Origin of the sequence: uncultured Campylobacter sp. (genome assembly GCF_937921625.1) — a bacterium.
Lineage (GTDB): Bacteria > Campylobacterota > Campylobacteria > Campylobacterales > Campylobacteraceae > Campylobacter_B.
Genome location: NZ_CAKZTI010000019.1, coordinates 1 through 19,597, shown reverse-complemented (window position 1 = coordinate 19,597; position 19,597 = coordinate 1). Strand labels below are relative to the sequence as shown.

The window sequence follows — 19,597 nt, the reverse complement described above, 5'->3', positions numbered from 1 at the left end:
AGCGTTTTTAGCATTTGAAATTTTTTTGAAAAAATTTGAAAAAGCCGTAAAACAGGGCTTTTAAAAAAATCAAAAAACTAAAGAGAGGGGGAAAATTTGATAGATGGTGTCCTGCGTTGGATTCGAACCAACGACCCCCTCATTAAAAGTGAGATGCTCTACCTACTGAGCTAGCAAGACATCCTAAGAAGTGGCGCGACGAATGGGGCTCGAACCCACGACCTCCGCCGTGACAGGGCGGCATTCTAACCAGCTGAACTACCGTCGCACCAAAAATCACACTTGCGGTACAAGTGCTAAAGAAGTATGAAATCCAAGGATTTCAAAATGGTGGTCGCTGTAGGGATCGAACCTGCGACATCCACCTTGTAAGGGTGGCGCTCTACCAGCTGAGCTAAGCGACCGTTTGGGTTTAAAAAAGAAATGTGATTATATATCCAATACGATTAATTTTCACTTAAACAATGATGAAAAGACTGAAATTGTGCTATACTTGCGACATAAAATTTTATCAAAGGCTCGGTAAATTTAGATGAAAAAGTTGGTTTTCGCCCTGTTTTTAGCGCTTCAAGCCCCCGCTTACTCGCCAAACGAGATCGTAAACGCCATCGCCGCAGTAGCGCAAAACGAAGGGGTAAAACCTGAAATTTTATACACCATCGTCAAAATCGAAAGCGACTTCGAGCCCTATACGATCTCCTTTTTGACAAACAAAGCAAACGCCGATTATTTTGCAGGCCTGCGCAATCAAAATATCCGCATTAAAACAAGCAACTACAGCCTAAATTCCAGCAAATGGGTCGTTACGATCATACCGGCAAACGAAATTTACGCCGTGCAGATCGCTAAATACCTATATGAGGACGGATTTAGCATCGACGTAGGACTCGGGCAGCTAAACGCCGTAAATTTCAGCCAAAACGAGATCGATTATATATTTAATCCGATGTATAATCTCACCAAATGTGCTAAAATCCTACGCAAATGCTGGAACGCCAAAGACAAAAATATCAAAGACACGATCGAGTGCTACAACTACGGCATGCGCAAACGCTACTCAAACCCCTACTACAAGCGATTTTACGAACATTACGAGAAATTTTTCGGCAAGCCCTATTAAGAGTTAGTAAAATTTCGCTAAAATCGCGCAAATTTTAAAAAAGGATATTTCATGATACTGATCGCAGGACCCTGCGTGATCGAAAGCCGCGAGCTAATAATGAAAGTCGCGGAAAGTTTGCGCAAATTTAACGAAATGAGTGGGGTGGAATTTTACTTCAAAAGCAGCTTCGATAAAGCCAACCGCACCAGCATCTCAAGCTTCCGCGGCCCGGGGCTTGAGCGCGGCTGTGAAATTTTAGCCGAGGTAAAGGAAAAATTCGGCTATAAAATTTTAACCGACATCCACGAAAGCTACCAGGCAAAGCCCGTCGCGCGCGTCGCCGACGTGCTGCAAATACCCGCGTTTTTGTGCCGCCAAACCGACCTACTCGTCGCCGCAGCCAGCACGCAAGCGGTAGTAAATATCAAAAAAGGCCAGTTTTTATCGCCGCAGGCGATGAAACATAGCGTCGAAAAGGTGCTGCAAACCCGCAGCGCACGGGCTTATACCCCGCAAAGCGGCGCGGCATCTGGCGGTACAAAGGCTGCTCAAAACAGCGCCTGCTCCAGCGATACCGAAATTTGCGGCGTGCAAAGCGGCGCTCGAAGCGGTGCGAATGACGGCTCTTCCGCGCTAGGCGCGCAAAATTCTTGCAGCGCACGATCGGACGCGCAAAATTCCGCCCATGCTTGCAGTACCGAAGGCGCTGCAAATTCCGCTCAAAGCGCCCCGCAACCAAGCGGCGGCGATATGCACGATCTGGCGCGCCGCTACGGCGTTTGGCTCACTGAGCGCGGTAGCACATTCGGCTACGGAAATTTGATCGTCGATATGCGCTCGCTGCCGATTATGCGCGAGTTTGCGCCGGTGATTTTCGACGCGACGCACAGCGTGCAGATGCCTAGTATCGGCGCTACGAGCGGCGGCGACTCGCGCTTCGTGCCGTATCTCGCGCGAGCGGCGGCGGCCGTGGGCGTGGACGGCTTTTTTTACGAAACGCACCCTGATCCCGCCCACGCGCTTTCGGATGGACCGAATATGCTAAATCTGCAGCAGCTAGAGCGCGTCGTAGCGCAGACGCTCGCGATTCAAAAAGTGCTCGGATTTTAAAATTTTAATATATTGGCAAAATTTGCTTTTTCTTGATGCTTATTAAAAGGCGGTTTGAAATTTTAACGCTCGCCGGACGGGCGTTAAAATTTTTATAATACACGCATGGTTCGCACCTAAAAATGTAAAGACATCTGAGCATAAATCGATAGACTTATCATTGCGTTTGATCATTGTCTGTTTTGCCAAAAATTCAAACTTTCAAGTTTATAAATTTTTAAGCCTCAAATTTAAAAATTTCCCCGACCTCGATGCCTAAAATTTTTGAAATTTTATAAATATGCTCAAGATTGAAGTGCTTGTCGTAGCGGCAACTCTCGCAGTTTGAGTAAAACGCGACTGACTTTATATCCATACTTAGCGCCATATCCAGCTGGCTCATACCCTTGCTTTCGCGTAGTTTGCGGACGTTGGAGGAGATTTGCAGATAAAAATTTCGTATCTCGTCGCCGTCAAAAAAAACTAAATTTTCACTCATTTTTTATCCTATAGGTAAAGTAAAAATTAAACTTTATTTGGATAAAATCCTCAAATCTATATCCTATAGGATAAGTAATTAGTAAATTTCTAGAGAAAGGAGAAGAAATGAGCGCCACTATAAATCAATATGAAAAGCTATTCGGCAAAATTGTTGAAGTTGTCGCAGGCCGAACTTGCGCTTGCTTTTGCTCATGCAGTTGTGGCATGTGCGTATGCTCGTGCCGCGGTCGCAGAAGTGAAAACGACGAAATTGCATGGGAAATATGCTAAAAATTTATCGGCGGACCAAAATCCGCCGATACTATTTCAAGGATTTTTATGATTTTTTCAAAATATGGCTTCGCCTTTCATGTAGGTAATGATGTAGCATTATATAACTCTTTAAGGATGAAGCCGATCTATTTAAGCGATAACAAATTTAAGAAAATAAAAGAGACCGTTGACAAAAACGTGAAATTATCACAAGATTTAAAATGCGAAATCGATGAATTGATAAAGTATAAAATTTTAGTCAAAGAGGGCGATGATGAAAAAATTTTAAATTTTGTAAAATCGGTTATTCCTCAGCCGCAAATAAACGTATGCTATTTTATTTTAAGCGAACAATGTAATCTGGCCTGTAAATATTGCTTTTTAGGCAACAATAATCAGGAAAAGAGAAAGCGCTTCAAAAAAGAAAATATGAGTAAGCAAACGGCAATGGATGGAATTTTATTTTTCATAAAACAGCTCGAAAGTGCAAATTTCGATGAAAATTCCAAGCCTACCATTTTATTTTACGGTGGTGAACCACTTTTAAATTTTGAAACACTTGTTTTTATAGTAAATAAAGTTAACGAGCTTAAAAAGAGTTATAAAGTTTTAGAAAAAGTTGAATTCGACTTGGTTACAAACGGGCTTTTATTAAACAAACAAAGGCTTTTAAAGCTAAACGAACTTGGCGTAAATATCGGTATTTCGATAGACGGTTGTAATGACGAAACAAATAAAATGCGCGTGGATGTCGGCGGAAATTTTGTATTTGAAAAAATTATACAAAAACTTGATTTGGCAAAGTCGCTTGGGGTTCCAATTTCGCTTTCCGTAACGCTTACGCAAGATAGTATCAAAAATAAAAACGATATGCTTGAGCTTGTCAAAAAATACAATATAAAAGGCTTTGGTTTTAATATTTTAATGTCGGATAAGAATATCTCGGATTTACATTATCAAAAAACGAGTGAGTTTTTAATCGAAATGTTTAAAGAACTGCGCAAGCTTGGAATTTATGAAGATAGAATGATGAGAAAGGTAAAATCCTTTGCAAAATCAAGCGTTTATTTTTCAGATTGTGCAGCCACAAGCGGTGGACAGATTGTAATTGCGGCAAACGGAGATGTGGGAATTTGCCAAGGCTGTTTGTATGATAGAAAATATTTTGTAACGAATGTCTTGGATGAAAATTTTAATCCGACGACCAATGAAATTTGGCAAAGATTTCGCCATCTCTCGCCACCTGAAAAGGATGAATGTCAAGAATGTGAAGCTCTTGGCATTTGTGGTGGCGGCTGTCCGATAAGTGCGGCAAACGAAAAAGCAGGCAATACGATTGATTCTTTGGATAGGAGATTTTGTATTCACGCAAAAGAGAGTTTAAAATTTCTGATCTCAGACCTGCATAGGATCATAACAAAAGGCGAAAATAGCGAAATTTATGAAAAATGCGAAGTTGAGAAATTAACGAAATAGTGTTTTGCAAATAGTGAATATTTTATATATTTTAGCATTATGACGTCATTAATAACCTTTAAGAGCTTATAACAATTTAGGCATTTTATCTAAAATTTTGTTTTTATCGCTATAATGCGGCCTCTTGACCTTTTCGTCTAGTGGCTCAGGACGTTGCATTCTCAGTGCGAAAACGCGTGGTTCAAATCCCGCAAGGGTCGCCATTATGGACTTATACAAGCCTCATGATTTTAAACGATAAATTTATCTATGATTTTATCATGGACTTTCATACAGCCCGTCAGATTTTAAATAATAAATTTTATCTGCGATTTTATCGATGAAGCTTTTATCGTGCGAGACGATGATTTCGCTTACGTCAAGCCCCGCCAAAATCCCCGCCACGCGCTCCTGCATCGCCTCATCAAGCGCCGTCGTAGGCTCGTCCAGTAGCAGTATCCTAGGCTCGCATACCAGCGCGCCCGCAAGCGCCACTAGCTTTTTCTCGCCGCCGCTTAGATGAAAGGGCACCCGCTCGCACAGATGTTCGATTCCCAAGCGTCGCAGCGTCTCCAGCGCCTTGCGCTCGATCTGCTCTTCGCTTAAAATTTCAAGCTTTTTTAGATGGTCGTTTTCGTTGCCCTGCCTTAAAATTTGCGCCTTACGACCAAAAAATTTAGAAAAAATTCCACGCCTTTGCTCCGCATTTTGCGCTCGTTTTAGCCGCTCATTTTGCGCACGCAGGCTAAATGCGATGTCCTCAAACACGCTCGCGCACAAGAATTGATCGTCGCTGTTTTGAAACAAAAACCCGATCTCGTGGCGAAATTTTATAAAATCCTCCGCACACTCAAGCTTCTCGCCGAAAAGCTCGATCTCGCCCTCGCCCCATTGCCTTAGGCCGCCTAAAATTTGAAGCAGGCTCGTCTTGCCCTGCCCGTTCGCGCCCAAGATCGCCACTTTTTCCTTATGCCCTACGCTCAAATTTACGCCGCGAAAAATTTCTCGCTCGCCGTTTTTAGCGCTTAAATCCAGCGCCTTAAGCGAGCAGCTCATAAGATAGCTCCGATTTTAACAGATACGCACGCCAGCACGAACGTCAAAAACGAGGCCTCCGAGACGCCCAAACCATCGAGACGTTCGTAAAATAGCCTACCGCAAAACCCTCGCGCGCTCATCACCAGGCTTAAATTTCTTGCTTGCTCAAGCGCCGAAATCGCTAAAATCCCAACTAAATTTGCATAAATTTTATAGGTGAAAATTCCGCTCGTCCCTACAAATCCGCGCATCCGCAAAAGAGCTTGCAGTCTCGCCAAATCCGAGCGTAAAAAATTTACGAATCGCCCGCAGCAATACACCAAAGAGCTTAGCTTTTCGCCGAGCCCGAGCCCGTAAAATCCGCGCGCGAAAAAATATTCATCCTTGCCGTAAAATAGCAAAATCGCAAACGCCATTATCAAATTCGCGCGCAAAAATATCACACCCGCAAGCTCGTAGTTGCCGACTATGGCGGGGCTTAACGCGCTTAAAATAGCAAAGATATTTAATACCGCAAGCCTTGCACATACTGCGCGCGCAATCGAAATTTTAAGCGCAAAAAGAAGTAGCGGCGGGGCAAAAAACGCCGCGTAAAGCTGCTCGCTAAGTCCGATGCCGAAGCTGAAGATGAAAAACGCGAGCAGTGATACGGCGGGGCTCATTTGCGCGCTCTTTTCGCTAGCCACATTAAGCCAAAAAAGCCGAAAATCAAGGCCAAACAAAGCGCGATTTTAGGCGCCTCGGCGGACTGGCTTTGAAACGCCAGGCTTTGAATGTCATTTTTGGAGTTTTCTTTCGGCGAGATGCTTTGGGAGGTGGAATTTTCCAAAGGCTTTGAAGCGCTTGAAATTTTATTTTCAGGCGTACTAGCTTTCGGCGCGATATTTTTAGATGCGCTGTCTTTGGACGCGGAATTTTTAGCGGCGTTCGAATTTTGCGGCACAGGATTTTCAGAAACGTCAGAATTTTGCGGCGTGGAATTTTCAGGATCACTGGAATCCTGCGGCGTAAAGCCTTCGGCGCTAAATTCCATCTGCGCACCATGCCCTGCACCTCCGTAAATTTGAATAGTAAAATTTTTCGCGGGTATTCGTATGCTCGCAAGTCCCTCTTTATCGGTCCTAGTGCGCAAAATTTCGCGCCCGTCCACACTGATTAAAACTTCACACTCCATGCAGGGAGAATTTTTATAAAAATAGCTATAAATCGCCACTCTATCGCCCTCTTGCGTCGCGAAAAGATGAAGCGCATGCGAAAATGCGAAGGAGCTCAAAACCGTTAAGAAAAATAGTGCTCTCATCGCCTTTGTCCGCCGTAAAATTTCGCAATAAAGCTAAGCGCAAAAAGGGTGATGATTCCTTCCAAAACAGCCAGGATCGCGCCTTCGAGCGAGATGAGCGTCGCGATAGCAAAAAACTCCCGCCCGCTGATGAAAAGCACGAGATCAAGAAGCAGCATCGAGCAGACGATCGGCACGAAACCCGCTAAAAATAGATAAATTTTTTGCATGCGCGCTTTTAGCTCTTGCGCTTTTGCGGCGGCGGCAAAGAGCCCGCCCAAAACCGCTGGAAAGCTGATGACTGCGGTATTTACGCCTAGCACGCTAAGCCCTCCGAAGCCGAAAAACACCCCTTGCAAAAACAGCGCGACAAAAATCGCCAAGATCGCTCGTGAGCCCAAAAACGCGCCCACGAGCCCACTTAGCATCAAATGCATTGAGCTAACACCCACGGGCAGGTGCACGAAAGAGGCGACGAAAAATAGCGCGCTAAAACATGCGATCCTAGGGATTTCAGACTGCCTTACGCGCCATAAAATCGCCGCTACCGCAGGCGCCGTAACCGCCCAGCCAGCTAGCAGCACGGGCGCGCTCAAAACTCCTTCGCTAATATGCACGGCTCGCCTCCTTTAAATCGCTCCCGTTTTTTAGACGCGCAAAAACGCGCGAAGTATCTAAATTTAATAGCTTTTCGACCTTTGCGATAATTGCCTTGATTGCTACAGGCCTTGCTTTTACGGCTTTAGTCGCGGCAAAATTTGCGGCTGTAAAACTCGCAGCTTGCGTCCTATTTGCGGCGGCTGTCAGCGCAAGACTCGGAGCGGTCTCGGAACCACTTACGGAACCAGTAAATTTGATAAATTTTACGGCTTGCATGGCGCAAGAATTTTCGCTTGCTACATTTATAAGAGCGGCAAGCGGATTTCGCGACGCAAAATTTAAGGCTCCGAGCAATCTCGGCGCGGTGCTTGCGCGGCAAAACAGAGCTTGCGAAATTTCAAAAGCCGGGGTTTTTAAAATTTCAAAAAACGAAATTTTACGTGCTGGTATTTTACGCTCGTAAATCCACGGGTATGGAATTTTACGGCTCGAAGCTACTAAGAGCGAATTTCTACGCTTGCGAAAAATCGCAAGCAGAACAATACCATCGCTCGAAGCTCCTAAGAGCGGATTTCTACCGAGCAAAATTTTACGCAGCAGAGCTTCGTTACTTAAAATTTTACTCGGCGGAATTTTGCCATTTAAAATTTTAACTGCAGAATTCGATGGAAATTTTACATCGCCAAGCAAAACGTACGAAAATAAAATTTCAAAACTCCGCTCAAACGCAAATTTAAATTTATCCGCAGCGGCGCAAATTTCGCCCGAAAAAAGAGATCTCACCGAGCCGCTCCCTTATTTTTTCAGCTCGTCCGTCTTGATCCAAAGCACGGCGCCCAGCTCATTTACGGGCTGCTCGCTTCCTTTGGCGGCTTCCTCCTCGCTAAGAGCCGCGAAGCCCCACCAGCCAGCAACCGGCATCACGAAGCTAAACTCGCCCGCGCCGTTGGTTTTAACGACCTGCGTGACATGCGCCTCGCTAGGGGCTTTGTAGCCTTTATCGTTATATAGCTCGATCTCTACGTCCGCGCCTGGGACGGGCCTTCCGTGCAATAAAAAAACTCCGCTAAATATCTCGCCTGCATACAGCGCATAAGGCCGCACGAGCGGTACGATCTCCGCCTCTAGCCCGAGCGGCTTATCCCAGCCTTCGCCCGCGCCGTAAGCATCAACATAGGTTTTGGTGATATGGCGGATCATCTTGCGCTCGGCTGGCTCGGCATAGGGTTTCGGATCGAAATAAAACGCCAAAAGCGATGGTTTGTCGGCTTTAAATTCCGCCGCAAAATAGGAATTTTCGCCCTTTTTCTGCTCTTTTAGACCGCTTAGGAGCGATTTTTTCTCGCCGTCAATAAAAACGCCGAATTCTGCGGGCTTTTGTAGATTCATAGTCTCCTGTAAAAACGGATGGGAGAATTCCAAATTTAGCTTTACGATAGCGTCTTTTTGATCCTCTACGACATTTTTATCCGTCGTAAGAACGCCGAAATGCGCGAACGCAAGGCTCGCCGCGAAAATTCCTAAAAAAGCAAATTTTGCCTTCATGTAATACCTTTCATAATAAAATATTACGGAATTGTATCACTTTTTTTCATCCGTATTGCTTAAATGTGGGTTTATTTTGAGTATTTAAAGCAAACTTTAGTTAAAATGTCGCAATTTAAATTACCAAAAAGAGGCAGAAAATGATAAATTTAAAACTTATCGAGACGAATTTCGACGAATTTAATAAAAAACTCATCGCCAAAAAAGTCCCGCCGCAGACCCTGCAAACGCTACTGGATGCCTACAACGAGCTAAAATCTAAAAAGACGGAGCTAGAGAACCTTCAAGCCGTGCAAAATGCAAAGAGCAAGGAACTAGGTCTCGCCGCGCGCGAAGGCAAGGACGTAGGCGCGCTAAAATCGCAGCTTGAGGAAAACAAGCAAAAGATCCAAAGCCTAAGCGAGCTTGTAAATGAGCGCGAGCAAAACTTAGAGGCGATTGCCGCGTGCGTGCCGAATATCATCGACGACGACGTGCCGATCGGCGCGGACGAGAACGAAAACGTCTGTATCAAAAGGGTGCTTGATCCGCGCACATTCGACTTCGCGCCCAAGCAGCACTTCGAGCTCGGCGAGGCGCTGGGATGGCTTGATTTCGAGCGCGGCGTCAAACTCAGTGGCAGCCGCTTCACCGCGATCCGCGGGCTGGGTGCGAAACTGAATATGGCTCTCATCAACTACATGATCGAATTTAATAACTCGCGCGGCTTCGAGCTCGTAAATATGCCGTTTTTGGTGCGCGATCAGATCCTCTACGGCACGGGCCAGCTGCCTAAATTTAAAGACGACCTCTACCGCGTTGACGACGAGGAGCAAAACCTCTACCTCATCCCTACGAGCGAGGTTACGGCGACAAATCTCTTTAACGATGAAATTTTACGCAGCGAGGAGCTGCCGATCAAGCTCACCAGCTACAGCCACTGCTTTCGCAAAGAAGCGGGCTCGGCGGGGCGCGATACGCGCGGTATGATCCGCCAACATCAGTTTGAAAAGGTCGAGCTCGTCGCCATCACGCGCCCAGAGGATAGCGCAAAGATGCTTGAGGAGATGATTTCATGCGCGAGCGATCTGCTAAGCAGCCTTGGCCTTCCGCACAGGCACATGCTTCTTTGCAGCGGCGATCTTGGCTTTAGCGCCGCAAAGACCGTGGATTTGGAGGTTTGGCTGCCGGGGCAGAACCAATACAGAGAGATCAGCTCGATCAGCAACTGTCGCGATTTTCAGGCGCGCAGAGCCAAGATCCGCTTCAAAAACGGCAAGAAAAACAGCCTCGTTCACACGCTAAACGGCTCCTCGCTCGCGGTCGGCCGCACGCTGATCGCGGTGATGGAGAACTACCAGCGCAAGGATGGCAGCATCGAAATCCCGCGCGTTTTAGAAAAATATATGTAGGCGGCCCGTGCGAAAGCCTTACAAAAACCCCAATTCTAACGCCCGCTTCGCAGCTGCTGGATTTTGCGCGGAAAAATTTATGGATCGCGGCGTTAAATTTTTTGCGCTGCAAAACGCAGGATTTTTTGCAACAAAATTCGGCGAAGCGGAATTTTGCGCCGCAGAGCCTGAAGCACGCGATGCCAAGCTTCGCGATTTTAAATTTTGCAATGAAATACTTCGTCATACGCGACAAATTCGGCAATCACGGCACTCGCATTTTAAATTTCATAACGAGAAATTTAATAGCGCGAAATTTACGACCTGCGGAACGGAATTTTTAGGAGCGAACTTTCGCGGTACGGAATTCTGCAAATCAAAATTTAGGACACGCGGCGTTAAATTTTACAAAGCAAGATCGCGCGAGACGGGTTTTCTAGCTTGCACTGCGAAATTTTATGCGGCTAAATTTCACGATACGAAATTTAGCGAGATGAAGTTCCAGACGCCAAATTTAGAGCTTAAAACGAAATTTAGCGAAGCAAAATTCGGCGGGGTAAAATTCCGCGGCGGCGCGCTTTTTAAATTTATCGCCGCAAAAGGGCTGCGACGCAGTCATAGCCTTTGCGCCGCCACGCCCTTTAAATTTACCGCGCCGCAAAACGCGGGATTTTTTGCAACAAAATTTGACGAAACGGAATTTTGCGGCGTAAAATTTCATAAAACAAGATTGCGCCGTGCAAAATTTTATACCGCAGAATTTGCGGCGAAGGGCGAAAAATTTTGCGGCATGAAACGGCGCGGAGCGGGCGCGTGAAGATCGCGCTTTTCGGCGGTAGTTTCGATCCGCCGCACGCAGGACACGCCGCCGCGGTAAAGGCGATCTTATCAGCCCTAAAGCCCGATTTGCTGGTCATAATGCCGTCGTTTCTAAACCCGTTTAAAAAAAGCTTTTCTGCGCCTCCGCAGCTGCGGCTTAGATGGTGCCGCGCGCTGTGGAGCGACGCCCCGGGCGTGGAGGTGAGCGATTATGAAATTTCGCAAAACGTGCCGGTACCCACGATACAAAGCGTGAAATTTCTGCTCGAAAAATACGGCAAAATCGCGGCGGAGACGGCAGCCTCGACGAGCGAAACCCCGACAGCCGTAACGGATAGGGCTTTACCTAACGGCGCAAATATTGCAGATAAAATTTCTGCCGGTGCTTATACTCCTGGTAGTGCAGACGAAATTTTATCCGAGAAGACGGACGGAGCTTTGTCGTGCGATATAGGTAAAATTCTAAGCAGCGACGCCTGCTCCGCCGATATTACGGGCGGGACGAGCATCCCCGCTAACGCAAAAAACGAAGCTATGCAAGGCGGCGTGGCAGATGAAATTTCGACCTGCGATGGAAGTGAAACAAAGGGGATTTCGCAAAGCACGGTGAGTGGAATTTCGGGCGGCCGCAAAAGTAATACGAGCGGTGCAAACGACGCAAGCAAAATTTTAAGTGCAGATAAAATTTCAAGCCTCGTCGCAAGCAAAGTGTCCGATATCGTCATGAGAGAAACTTCAAACTCCGTCGGGGACGAAATTTTGAGCACTAGCAAAATTCCGAGCGCTACCCGGAACGAAATTTTAAGCGCAAACGCAAGCGATGTGAGCAGTGCAGATGAAGTAAGCAAAGCAAATAGCGCAAACCATACAGACACCGCACCAAAGCTCTACATCGTCGTGGGGGCCGACAACCTATCGGAGCTTCATAAATGGCGCGACTTTAGCGAGCTTCAGAAATTAGCGGAGTTTGTCGTGCTTACGAGGCCCGGCTACGAGATCCCGCGGCAGTGGGCGGACCTAAGGCGGATCGAGATTGCCGTAGATACGAGCTCAAGCGGTTTTAGGCGAGATTTCAAAGGCGAAATCCCGCCCAAGATCGCAGCAGAGGTCATAAAATTTTATAAAAGGAAAGATATGCAAGATCCAAAGCAAAGGGCGGAAAAGATCGCCGAAATTTTAAACGAAAAGAAAGCCGAAGATGTCCAGATCATCGATATGGAGGGGCGCGAATACATCGCGAAATTCGTAGTTATCGCCACTATGCTGACCGCCCGCCACGCAGCCTCGCTCATCGAGGAGCTAAAAAGCGTGCTTAAGCCGCTCGGCGAGGAGTTTTTGGCTATCGAAAGCGGCGATGAGTGGAGCGTCGTCGATCTCGGCGACATCATAGTCCATCTCATCAGCGAGACTTACCGCGCCAAATACAATATCGAGGACTTCCTCGACAAGCTCAAAAAAGAGCAATTTTAAGGAGGGAGCGTGCCGAGACAGACCTGGAGCAGCAAGCTCACATATATCTTAACCGTCGCAGGCGCCACGATCGGCTTTGGCTGCACGTGGCGGTTTCCGTATTTAGTCGGGCAAAACGGCGGCGGCGCCTACGTGCTCATATTTTGCATCGCAATGATCGTGCTTGGGATCCCGATGATCTTAGTAGAAAACGTCATCGGACGCCGCGCGCTAAAAAACTGCGTCGATGCCTTCGCAGCGCCTAAAAAGGACGGCTCGCCCATAAAGCCGGCATGGAAGATCGCCGGCATCATGGGCGTAATCGGCGCGTTTGGAATTTTAGCCTACTATATGGTCCTCGGCGGCTGGGTGCTAACCTATATCGTAAACATCATAAGCGGCAACTTCGACCTCTCCGCGCGGATCACAGACCCCGCATTCACGCAGAAATTCTACGCAGATCACATCGAAAATAGCCCGCTCGGCGTCGGAGCTTACACGCTCGTTTTCATAGCGATCAACTGGTACATTTTGAAAAACGGCATCATCGAGGGGATCGAAAAATTCGTAAAATTTCTAATGCCCGCGCTATTTTTATGCTTCATCGCCGTAATTCTTACAAATTTAACGCTAGAAGGCGCAAAGGAAGGCGTGAAATTTTATCTCGGCGTCGATTTTGCCAAGATCACGCCCAAGCTTTTGATCGACGTTTTGGGTCAGGTCTTTTTCGCGCTCTCACTCGGTTTCGGCGTGATGATCACGCTATCTAGCTTCCTCAATAAAGACGAGAAGCTGATGCAAACGGCCACCATCACCGCAGTCGTAAACACCCTCATCGCCGTGCTTGCGGGCTTTATGATCTTCCCATCGCTCTTTAGCGCGGGGCTTGAGCCGAGCAGCGGCTCGTCGCTGGTTTTTAAGAGCCTTCCGATCGCGTTTTCGCACATGCCGTTCGGCAACGCCGTCGCGGTGGTCTTTCTCTCGATCCTGCTCATCGCCGCGCTTACGACGTCAATCACGATCTATCAGGTCATCATAAATTTCGTCGAGGAGCGCTTCTCATTTTCGACGCTAAAGGCGGTGAATTTAACGCTCGGCGGCGTCTTCGTGCTCGGCAACCTACCCTGCATACTCTCAAGCAGCGTGCTTGCGGACGTCAAAATTCTGGGACGCTCGGTTTTTGACGCCTTCGACTTCGTAAGCGCGAACGTATTTTTCGTGCTAACGGCGCTTCTGTGCTGCATCTACGTGGGCTGGGTGCTGAAAAAGGACGCGATCTACGAGCTCACCAACGAAGGTGATCTGGGCGCAAGACTCGCGGGAGTTTGGTTTTTATACGTCAAATTTATCCTGCCGCTCATCATCGCGGTGATCTTCGGGTACGGGATTTTCGGCCAAATTTAAAGCCGCGAGAGTTTTAAATTTTAAATTTGCCCACGGCGGTGCGGTAGAATTTTAAAATTTCATTCGCTCTGTTACACACACTGCGGCGTGAGTTTTTACGCGATACTGCACGCTACGCCGCAGCTATAATATAAATTTAACGCAAGCGCGTCCTGCCTCTTGTAAGGCGTCGTCGGGGATTAGGTGGGGTTTGGGGCGGGAAGGGGAGCGACCTCGCAATCCAAGCCCCCTTCCCGCCCCAAGAAAAGCTTGGGGGCGTCGCGGCGCACGGCATATCGCAATGATGAAGCGCAATAAAGCGATGTGCAAAATTCTAGATGACAGCTCGCAATGTGCAGTTCCGCGGTGCGGCGGAATTTTAAAATTTTATTCGCCTCAGCGCAGCGCGTTAAATTTTAGAATTTTAAAATCTATTACAGCGGAGCCGTATCGCGAGAGATAAAATTTAAAATTTAGCCACAATTTAGGGGTTTGCAATGCTTCTGTTTTTTCTTACGATCTTCCCGATATCGCTGATGCCGGGCATCAACATGACCTACGCGCTAAATCTCAGCATCGCGCGCGGCTATCTTAGAGCTCTGCCTGCGCTGCTGGCGCAGGTGCTGGGCGTCACGCTCGTGGCGCTTGCGTGCATATTCGGCGTCGCGGGCATTCTGCTTGCGCACCCTGCGGCGCTTAGCGCGATTAAAATTTTAGGCGGCGCGTATATTTTCTATCTGGGCGTCGCGACTTTTTTAGCACGCGGAAATTTTAAGCTGCAAAAACAGAAGCGTAGCGAAAATATCTTTCTGCAAGGCTTCGTAGTCGCGGTCTCAAACCCCAAGGCGTGGATATTTTTCACCGCGCTCTTTCCGCCGTTTTTGGATGCGGGCAATCTTTTTGGCGCGCGCACTTTCGCCCTCGTGGCGATCTTGTGCGCCAGCGAAAGTATCTGCCTTAGCATCTACGCGCTGGGCGGAGCGGTGCTAAAAAATCTGCTGAAAACCCATTTGAAATACCTCGAAATTTTCTGCTCGGTGCTGATGTGCGCGATCGGGCTCTGGATGATTTTGGGCTAAAATTTTGATTAAATTTAGCGCCCGAGCTTTGATAGAATTTTATTAAATTTAAAAGATAGATTGAAAAGCGATATTGCCGCGGCTAAATTCCGAGACAAATTCCGAAATTTAGCCGCTAGCTTTGAATTAAAATTTTAAGCGATCGACCGCGTACGCTAAACGACGTGGCAATTATCGTCCGTAGCGAACCCTACAGCGCGTTTAGGCGGTTTTGGCTTTGTGTAGCATCGCCTCGCCGCGTGCGCTTAAATTTTAAAATTTAATCTCTGCCGTGAAGCTCGTCGATGTAAAATTTCACAGAGCCGAGACCCTCTTTTTTAGCCCATTCGTAGGCGCTTGAGACGAACTCCCAGTTGATGCCTGCGTAGAATTTCTCCAGATATTTCGGGCGCGCGTTGTGCTCATCGATGTAATACGCGTGCTCCCAAACGTCCACAACCAGAAGCGGCACGAGCCCTTCGGTCACCGGCGTAGCGGCGTTTTGAGTCGCTTTAATACAAAGCTTGCCCGATTTCGGATCGTAAGCGAGCCACACCCAGCCCGAGCCGAAATGCGCCGTAGCAGCAGCCAAAAACTCGCTTTTAAAATCCGCAAAATTTTCCGCTAGCGCCGATTTTAGCTCCGCAGACGGCTCACTAGGCTTTGCGATGCAATCCCAGTAAAAATCGTGGTTGTAAACCTGCGCGGCGTTGTTAAAAAGCCCGCCGCTGGCAGCCGTTACGATCTCGTAAAGCCCCTTGCCCGCAAACTCGCCCGATTCGGTAAGTTTATTTAAATTTGCCACATAGGTCGCGTGGTGCTTGCCGTGGTGATAATCACAGGTTTGCTTGCTTACGACCGCGTTGTGCGCCGCATCGAACGGCAACTCTCTAAGTTTAAACATCTTTCTCTCCTTGAAATGATTTGGAGCGATTATAGCCAAAAATTTCTAAACGAATAATAAAATTTATTATTTAGGATTAATTTTAAGACGAATTTCAATCTAAGTTCGCTCCTGTTATAATCGCACTTCAAATTTAAAATTTAGGCGATTTTGAATAACCAAAGGCTTTGCTTCTGTCATCATCGTATCGCTTTTTGAGTGCGACTGGGCGCACGGGTTTAAGCACGCTGCCAGTATGCACGATTGGCTACTGACCTCCACCCGCGTAATTGCGAGCTTTTTTATATTTATACTTGCTTTTAAATACATAGCGCGGTACTCGCATACGTCCTATACACGGGCCTCGACACGCTTTTTATCACTTCACTCTAAACGATCGTCGCGCTAAAAGAGGACTTGGAGATTAACTTACTTCGCATATTTTTCATATTCACGCTAAGCTTGGGCGTCATCTTGATAAAAAGCGAGAAATCGTGATCTACGGGCTGTTTTTGCTGATCGCGGGCTGCTTTTAGGTTAACGGCGTGGTGCTGCTTGGGTTATTTGCAAAAGGCGGCAACTTCGCGCGTAAATGCGTCCTAATAGCGCTTTTATCGGTAAATTTCGCTCTCTCGCTTGGATTTTTATCCCTTGCGATACGGCAGATGCCGCTTCACCTACGCGATATACACAGGCATCGGTACGATCAGCGCCGCAATGCCGGGCGTATTCCTCCGCTGCGAGAAAATTTCGGCGCGCAAAGCGCCTACTATTTCTCATAATTTCAAGCGCCGCGATGCTGAAATTAATTTAGAATTTTGGCGAATTTAGCTAAGCTTAGCGCTAAATTTAACGCAAAGGAAAACTATGAAAATCATCGAAGGCTTGCTTGCTCTTAAGGGCAGCGAAAAGATCCTAATCATCAACGCCCGCTTCAACCACATCATCACCGATCGCCTAGTCGAGGGGGCACACGATGCGTTTTTGCGCCACGGCGGCAAGGAGGAAAATTTAAGCCTGATGCTGGTGCCGGGCGCTTTTGAGATCCCGCTCGCGCTTGAAAAGGCGTTAAGCTCCAAGCTCTACGACGCCGTCGTCTGCCTAGGTGCGGTGATCCGCGGCTCTACTCCGCATTTTGACTACGTAAGCGCCGAGGTAAGCAAAGGTATTGCAAACACCATGCTAAAATACGGCGCGCCCGTGACTTTCGGCGTACTGACTACCGATAATATTGAGCAAGCGATCGAGCGTGCAGGCTCAAAGGCCGGCAACAAGGGCTTTGAGGCGATGAGCGGCGCGATCGAGCTTCTAAGCCTATTTCGCAACATAAAGGCGTAAAATGGCCACCAGACACCAAGCCAGGCTCGCTGCGATCTCGCTGCTTTACTCCCGGGATATGAACGGCGTCGGCGAGGACTTTGCGGACGAGTATCTAGAAGAAAAGCGCATTCGCAACGAGCAGCGCAACTGGACGCTGGCGCTTCTGCGCGGCGCTAGCGAAAATCTCGCTGCAGTTGATGCGCTGATAGACGAAAATTTAAAGGAATTTAAGCTCGCCGAAATTTCGGCTCTGGAGCGCGCTATACTGCGGCTCGGGGCGTATGAGTTGCGCTTTACGGACACCGACGCAGGCATCGTCATCAACGAAGCGATCAACTCCGCCAAGGAGCTTGGCATCTCGCCAAGATTTATAAACGGCGTGCTGGACGCGCTAAAAGATAGCCCCGTAAACATCGCGGCGGATAAAATTTCCAAGCCGAATACAACGGCAAGCGTAAATCCCGAAGCAATCACGGAGGCAGTCAAAAATTTTAAGCCTGCTACGGCGAAAAACTCCGCCGTTTCGGACAGCAACGATACGGCGAAAAATTTCATCCCCGCAGGCGCGGACGGCGAGACAAAAAATTTTACGATAGCAAAGAGGGGCGGCGCGCCGAAAAATTCTACGGCGAGCAGAAGCAGACCGTCTAAAAAGCCCGCTAATTTGAAAACTCGCAGCGCGTCCGCAAAAAAATCCGAATCCACCGCGAGCAAAAAATTTAAAACGGAGGGAAATTTTAAGGCCGGAGATAAATTCAGGACGGAGAAAACGGGCAAAAATTTCAAAGCTGGCGAGCGAGGTAAAAATTTTAAGACAGGCGAACGAGGCAAAGACGTCGTGCCGAAAAAAGAGGGTGCGGATAGAAATTTCAGAGTCGGCAAAAGCGCAGCACTGAAAAAGAGCGCTGCAGGTAAAAATACTGCGCCCAAAAGTAGCGCGGGGCGCAAAATCTCTACCGCACCGAAAAAATCTACGGACAGCAGAGGCACCCTCTCAAAAAGACCCGCGGGCAACAAAGGCGCAGTACGCGGCAAGGATAAACGGTGAAACTCTGCGTCGCGCTTGATCTGGGCTCGAAGCAGGAGTGTTTACAGCTGGCGGAGCAGCTTGCGGACTTTTCGGATAAAATTTGGCTCAAAGTTGGGTTGCGAACTTATTTGCGCGACGGTGCGGGATTTGTGGAGGAGCTAAAAAAGCTTGGAAATTTTAAAATTTTCCTCGATCTAAAGCTCTACGACATCCCAAACACGATGGCTGATGCCGCCGAGGAGATCGCTAAGCTCGGCGTCGATATGATAAACGTGCATGCAAGCAGCGGCAAGCGCGCGATGGCGACGGTGATGGAGCGACTGGGCAAGCTAGCTTCGCGTCCGCTAGTGCTTGCAGTCTCTGCGCTAACGAGCTTTGACGAGACCGAATTTAGCGCGGTTTACGAGCAAAATTTAAGCGAAGCCGTGCGCAAATTTGGCGTGATGAGCTACGAAGCGGGGCTTGACGGCATGGTCTGCTCGGCGTTCGAGAGCCGCCTGATAAAGGACGCCACGAGTGCAAATTTTATTACGCTCTGCCCGGGCGTAAGGCCGTTTGGCGAGAGTGCAGCAGATCAAAAGCGAGTAGCAAATCTGGATGTCGCGCGCGAGGCTGGAGCGGATTTTATCGTGGTCGGTCGCCCGATATACCAGGCACAAAACCCGCGCGAAATCTGCGAGCGGATTTTGGATCAAATTTAACGCCCGCGCTTGCGTGAAATTTGGCGCGAAATTATTTTAAACAGTGCTCCGGTGCGAGAGAATTTTAATAAAATCACCTCGCGAGTGCGGCTTAAACGGCGAGCCGGCACGGCAGCAAGATAAAATTTAGCAAGCTTTGCAACGCGCACAAATAAAATTTAAAATTTCATTCAAAGCGGCGAGCTTGGCGGAATTTAAAAGAAATTTGAGGTAAATTTGAGCGATTTTAAGAAAATCCCATATGTCGGCGAGGCGACCGAGGCGGATCTACTGGCGCTCGGCTACGAGGATATCGCTTCGTTAAAGGGTGCGGATCCACACGAAATGTTTGAACGCACAAAGGCGCTCGGGCGCGGCAGATGCATCCTCTACGTTTACCGAGACCAGCTACTACGCCAATACGCCTCGTCCCGACAAAGCCAAGCTAAAATGGTGGCTTTGGAAGGACTAAATTTACGAATTTGACCCGCGCCGTTTATAAATTTAAACGGATTTACTAGCAACCGACGCGGCTGTATTTGCGGCACGAAACGACGCCGCGCAAAAAGCGTAAATTTAACGAGTGCTTTAATTCTGAGGGCGCAAATTGTAAGCGCGAGCTTTACAAGCACAATGCAATAGAGCGGCGCAGAGCGCAAATTTAACGGGCGCCGTATAATGGAGCGCCACAAAGCGGAAGGACGGTAGAGATGAAATTTTTTGCTACTTTAATTTTGTGCGCGA

The 19,597-nt window shown here is 47.9% G+C and carries 18 protein-coding genes, 4 tRNA genes and 2 pseudogenes; 13 read left to right on the top strand and 11 right to left on the bottom strand.

The annotated features are described in order from the left end of the window. Positions 1–104: 104 nt before the first annotated feature. From Q0101_RS02690 to Q0101_RS02680, 3 genes are all read right to left on the bottom strand, one after another. A tRNA-Lys gene (locus tag Q0101_RS02690) sits at positions 105–180 on the bottom strand. Positions 181–191: 11 nt separating this feature from the next. Continuing rightward, positions 192–268 (bottom strand) — tRNA-Asp (locus Q0101_RS02685). A gap of 60 nt (positions 269–328) precedes the next feature. Next, positions 329–404 (bottom strand) — tRNA-Val (locus tag Q0101_RS02680). Between the two features lie 128 nt (positions 405–532). Here Q0101_RS02680 and Q0101_RS02675 point away from each other — a divergent pair. After that, a complete protein-coding gene (locus tag Q0101_RS02675; protein WP_297942060.1) occupies positions 533–1,120 on the top strand; it encodes a transglycosylase SLT domain-containing protein in 588 nt (195 codons plus the stop codon). A gap of 51 nt (positions 1,121–1,171) precedes the next feature. After that, complete coding sequence (locus tag Q0101_RS10680; RefSeq protein WP_366939387.1) at positions 1,172–2,212, top strand: 3-deoxy-8-phosphooctulonate synthase; 1,041 nt, start codon at positions 1,172–1,174, stop codon at positions 2,210–2,212. Positions 2,213–2,429: 217 nt separating this feature from the next. Here the strand turns inward: Q0101_RS10680 and Q0101_RS02660 are convergent, their stop codons facing one another. Further along, positions 2,430–2,690, bottom strand: coding sequence for a helix-turn-helix transcriptional regulator (locus Q0101_RS02660; RefSeq protein ID WP_297942057.1), 261 nt, complete (start codon positions 2,688–2,690; stop codon positions 2,430–2,432). Between the two features lie 320 nt (positions 2,691–3,010). On the opposite strand from Q0101_RS02660, the gene Q0101_RS02655 reads away from it, so the two are divergent. Both Q0101_RS02655 and Q0101_RS02650 read left to right on the top strand, forming a co-directional pair. Further along, complete coding sequence (locus tag Q0101_RS02655) at positions 3,011–4,420, top strand: FibroRumin system radical SAM peptide maturase (protein ID WP_297942054.1); 1,410 nt, start codon at positions 3,011–3,013, stop codon at positions 4,418–4,420. A gap of 126 nt (positions 4,421–4,546) precedes the next feature. Continuing rightward, positions 4,547–4,623: transfer RNA gene (locus tag Q0101_RS02650), tRNA-Glu, on the top strand. Between the two features lie 55 nt (positions 4,624–4,678). Here Q0101_RS02650 and Q0101_RS02645 read toward each other — a convergent pair. Genes Q0101_RS02645 through Q0101_RS02620 form a run of 6 tightly spaced genes read right to left on the bottom strand, consistent with a single transcriptional unit; the run spans position 4,679 to position 8,861 of the window. Then, positions 4,679–5,455: an ABC transporter ATP-binding protein gene (locus Q0101_RS02645; protein ID WP_297942052.1), complete on the bottom strand. Its 777-nt coding sequence runs from the start codon at positions 5,453–5,455 to the stop codon at positions 4,679–4,681. Further along, positions 5,452–6,099: a hypothetical protein gene (locus Q0101_RS02640; protein ID WP_297942050.1), complete on the bottom strand. Its 648-nt coding sequence runs from the start codon at positions 6,097–6,099 to the stop codon at positions 5,452–5,454. Before Q0101_RS02640 ends, Q0101_RS02645 begins: the two co-directional genes overlap by 4 nt. Next, positions 6,096–6,737 (bottom strand): hypothetical protein, encoded by a 642-nt coding sequence (locus Q0101_RS02635; protein ID WP_297942048.1) that lies wholly within the window; start codon positions 6,735–6,737, stop codon positions 6,096–6,098. Before Q0101_RS02635 ends, Q0101_RS02640 begins: the two co-directional genes overlap by 4 nt. Further along, on the bottom strand, positions 6,734–7,333 hold the full coding sequence (cbiM, locus tag Q0101_RS02630; RefSeq protein WP_297942045.1) for a cobalt transporter CbiM: 600 nt from the start codon (positions 7,331–7,333) through the stop codon (positions 6,734–6,736). Before cbiM ends, Q0101_RS02635 begins: the two co-directional genes overlap by 4 nt. Beyond that, on the bottom strand, positions 7,323–8,099 hold the full coding sequence (locus Q0101_RS02625; RefSeq protein WP_297942044.1) for a hypothetical protein: 777 nt from the start codon (positions 8,097–8,099) through the stop codon (positions 7,323–7,325). The genes cbiM and Q0101_RS02625 overlap by 11 nt, the downstream gene beginning before the upstream one ends. Before the next feature lie 12 nt (positions 8,100–8,111). Then, the gene (locus Q0101_RS02620; protein ID WP_297942042.1) at positions 8,112–8,861 is read right to left on the bottom strand and encodes a DUF4198 domain-containing protein; all 750 of its coding nucleotides are present in this window, start codon (positions 8,859–8,861) and stop codon (positions 8,112–8,114) included. Positions 8,862–9,001: 140 nt separating this feature from the next. Between Q0101_RS02620 and serS the strand changes: the two genes are divergently transcribed. The 5 genes from serS to Q0101_RS02595 all read left to right on the top strand — a co-directional run bounded on the left by serS (position 9,002) and on the right by Q0101_RS02595 (position 14,961). Then, positions 9,002–10,252 carry a serine--tRNA ligase gene (gene serS, locus Q0101_RS02615; RefSeq protein ID WP_297942039.1) on the top strand — a complete coding sequence of 417 codons (1,251 nt, stop codon included), beginning with the start codon at positions 9,002–9,004 and terminating at the stop codon, positions 10,250–10,252. Between the two features lie 7 nt (positions 10,253–10,259). Next, positions 10,260–11,048 carry a hypothetical protein gene (locus Q0101_RS02610; RefSeq protein WP_297942037.1) on the top strand — a complete coding sequence of 263 codons (789 nt, stop codon included), beginning with the start codon at positions 10,260–10,262 and terminating at the stop codon, positions 11,046–11,048. Beyond that, positions 11,045–12,520: a ribosome silencing factor gene (rsfS, locus tag Q0101_RS02605; RefSeq protein ID WP_297942035.1), complete on the top strand. Its 1,476-nt coding sequence runs from the start codon at positions 11,045–11,047 to the stop codon at positions 12,518–12,520. Before Q0101_RS02610 ends, rsfS begins: the two co-directional genes overlap by 4 nt. Positions 12,521–12,529: 9 nt before the next feature. Continuing rightward, positions 12,530–13,903 carry a sodium-dependent transporter gene (locus tag Q0101_RS02600; RefSeq protein ID WP_297942032.1) on the top strand — a complete coding sequence of 458 codons (1,374 nt, stop codon included), beginning with the start codon at positions 12,530–12,532 and terminating at the stop codon, positions 13,901–13,903. Between the two features lie 476 nt (positions 13,904–14,379). Further along, positions 14,380–14,961: a LysE family translocator gene (locus Q0101_RS02595; RefSeq protein WP_297942030.1), complete on the top strand. Its 582-nt coding sequence runs from the start codon at positions 14,380–14,382 to the stop codon at positions 14,959–14,961. 259 nt (positions 14,962–15,220) lie between these two features. Here the strand turns inward: Q0101_RS02595 and sodB are convergent, their stop codons facing one another. Next, complete coding sequence (gene sodB / locus Q0101_RS02590) at positions 15,221–15,844, bottom strand: superoxide dismutase [Fe] (RefSeq protein ID WP_297942027.1); 624 nt, start codon at positions 15,842–15,844, stop codon at positions 15,221–15,223. A gap of 846 nt (positions 15,845–16,690) precedes the next feature. Here sodB and ribH point away from each other — a divergent pair. The 4 genes and pseudogenes from ribH (at position 16,691) to Q0101_RS02570 (ending at position 19,325) form a co-directional block, all read left to right on the top strand. Further along, positions 16,691–17,161, top strand: coding sequence for a 6,7-dimethyl-8-ribityllumazine synthase (ribH, locus tag Q0101_RS02585; RefSeq protein ID WP_005871379.1), 471 nt, complete (start codon positions 16,691–16,693; stop codon positions 17,159–17,161). A 1-nt stretch (position 17,162) separates the two neighbouring features. Further along, positions 17,163–17,537 (top strand): annotated as a pseudogene (gene nusB, locus Q0101_RS02580) (transcription antitermination factor NusB); the annotation flags it as partial. A gap of 650 nt (positions 17,538–18,187) precedes the next feature. Next, positions 18,188–18,874: an orotidine-5'-phosphate decarboxylase gene (pyrF, locus tag Q0101_RS02575; protein ID WP_366939384.1), complete on the top strand. Its 687-nt coding sequence runs from the start codon at positions 18,188–18,190 to the stop codon at positions 18,872–18,874. A gap of 216 nt (positions 18,875–19,090) precedes the next feature. Further along, positions 19,091–19,325: pseudogene (locus tag Q0101_RS02570) on the top strand (helix-hairpin-helix domain-containing protein). Positions 19,326–19,597 lie beyond the last annotated feature (272 nt).